General features: G+C 56.1%; 2 protein-coding genes. Both read right to left on the bottom strand.

All coding sequences use genetic code 11. From position 1 onward, the window contains the following. The coding region (gene tpiA, locus AC2VLY_RS15630; RefSeq protein WP_486922596.1) for a triose-phosphate isomerase at positions 1–644 on the bottom strand (644 nt) is incomplete at its 3' end. 130 nt (positions 645–774) lie between these two features. After that, on the bottom strand, positions 775–1,898 hold a 1,124-nt coding region (gene glmM, locus AC2VLY_RS15625), incomplete at its 5' end, for a phosphoglucosamine mutase (protein ID WP_486922595.1).

Here is a 1,898-nt window from a genome sequence, read left to right as displayed (position 1 = left end):
TCCTGCTCAAACAGCGCCGTTGCGTTGTTGCCCTTGACGCTGCCTCCGTACAACAGAATCAGGCGCTTGGCCAACTGGCTGGAATGCCCTGCCACCAGCTTACGAATAAAAGCATGTACGGCCTGGGCCTGTTCCGGACTGGCACTTTGCCCGGTGCCAATGGCCCAGATGGGTTCGTAGGCAATGATGAGGTTAGGCTGGTTGGACTCCAGATTCAGCAAAGGCAATATCGCCTCTACCTGACGCTGCAGAACCTGTTCGGTAGCGCCCCGGGCGCGCTCAGCTTCGCTCTCACCCACACAGACCACGGGTATCAGGCCCGATGACAGCGCCGCTTTCACCTTGCGGGCCACCAGTTCGTCCGTTTCCGCAAAAATCTGCCGTCTTTCCGAATGTCCTACCAAAACATAGCGACAACCCATGTCGCGAAGCATTGCACCCGAAATTTCTCCGGTATAGGCCCCATTGGGTTCCCAGAACAAGTTCTGCCCCCCCCAACGCAAAGCGGTTCCCTTTGCTTCCTGAGTCACCGCGTGCAAAAGGGTATACGGCGGGAACAGCACCACTTCAGGACGCATCTGCTCCAGATCGGCGCTGAGAATGGCTTGGGTAAGATGCACGGCATCGGCACTGAGGCCATTCATCTTCCAGTTTCCTGCAACCATGATGGGACGCAAATCAAATCTTCCTTGTTCAGCTATATGTCATGATCGTCTAATGTGCGACCGAGTGTAAAGACTCCACTCGAAGCGGTCAATTTTGCATTTTCTGATTTTATCCGGGCGCCAGATCACTGAGTTCTTTGGCAAGCTTCTCGGCAACCCGCGCAGCCAGGTCTACTGACACGGCCTCGACCATGACCCGCAACAATGGCTCTGTACCTGATGGCCGCACCAGTAGCCGCCCTTGATCCGCCAGTTCATGCTCTGCGGCCGCAACCCGTTCTTGGGCTGCGGGATGATCCAGCAAACGTCGTGCATCTGCCAGACGTACGCCAATCAGGACCTGCGGATAGGGCTGATAGCCTTCCCGTAATGTCTTCAGGCTTTTGCCGGATTTACGCATAATGGCCAGCACACGCAAAGCAGCCAGAATCGCATCCCCCGTGGTATTGGCCGGCGTAATAATATGCCCCGATGATTCGCCACCCAGAGGGAAGGCGTGCTGCTGCATGGCTTCAAGAACATAGCGATCGCCGACGGCGCTACGCACAAAGGGCACTCCCAATTCAGCAAGGCCCTGCTCAAGGGCCAGATTACTCATGACCGTACCGACCACGCCAGACAAAATACCCTGCTGCTGCATGTCGCGGGCCAAAAGCCAGATGAGTTCGTCGCCATCCAGCAGCGCGCCCTGCCCATCCACCAAAATAAGTCGATCACCATCACCATCAAAAGCAATACCAAGGTCAGCCCGACTGCTGCGCACCTGCTCCTGCAGGCTTTCCGGACAGGTCGAACCGACTCCGGCATTGATATTGATGCCATTGGGTTCCACACCGAGCAAAGTCAATTGTGCGCCCAACTCCCGGAATACCATGGGGCCCACCTTGTAATTGGCACCGTGAGCACAATCCACAACCAGATGCAGGCCACGCAAGTCCAGGTTGGCGGGAAAGGTGGTTTTGCAAAACTCTACATACCGACCTGCTGCATCCTCTACGCGGCGCGCCTTACCAAGCTGTTCGGAATCAGAAACCAGCATTGGCCGATCCATCCAGGCTTCAATGGCTTCCTCCTGGGCATCGGGCAATTTATAGCCGTCTCCCGAGAAAAACTTGATACCGTTATCCTGATAGGGATTATGCGAAGCGCTGATGACAATTCCGGCGTCCGCACGCAGGGTACGCGTCAAATAGGCAATGGCTGGTGTTGGCAGTGGACCGACCAGCAACACAT

The sequence above is a fragment of the Acidithiobacillus sp. TH-A36 genome, assembly GCF_057473445.1.
Note: the sequence above shows the minus strand (reverse complement) of the source record. Positions and strands in the feature narration are given on the sequence as shown.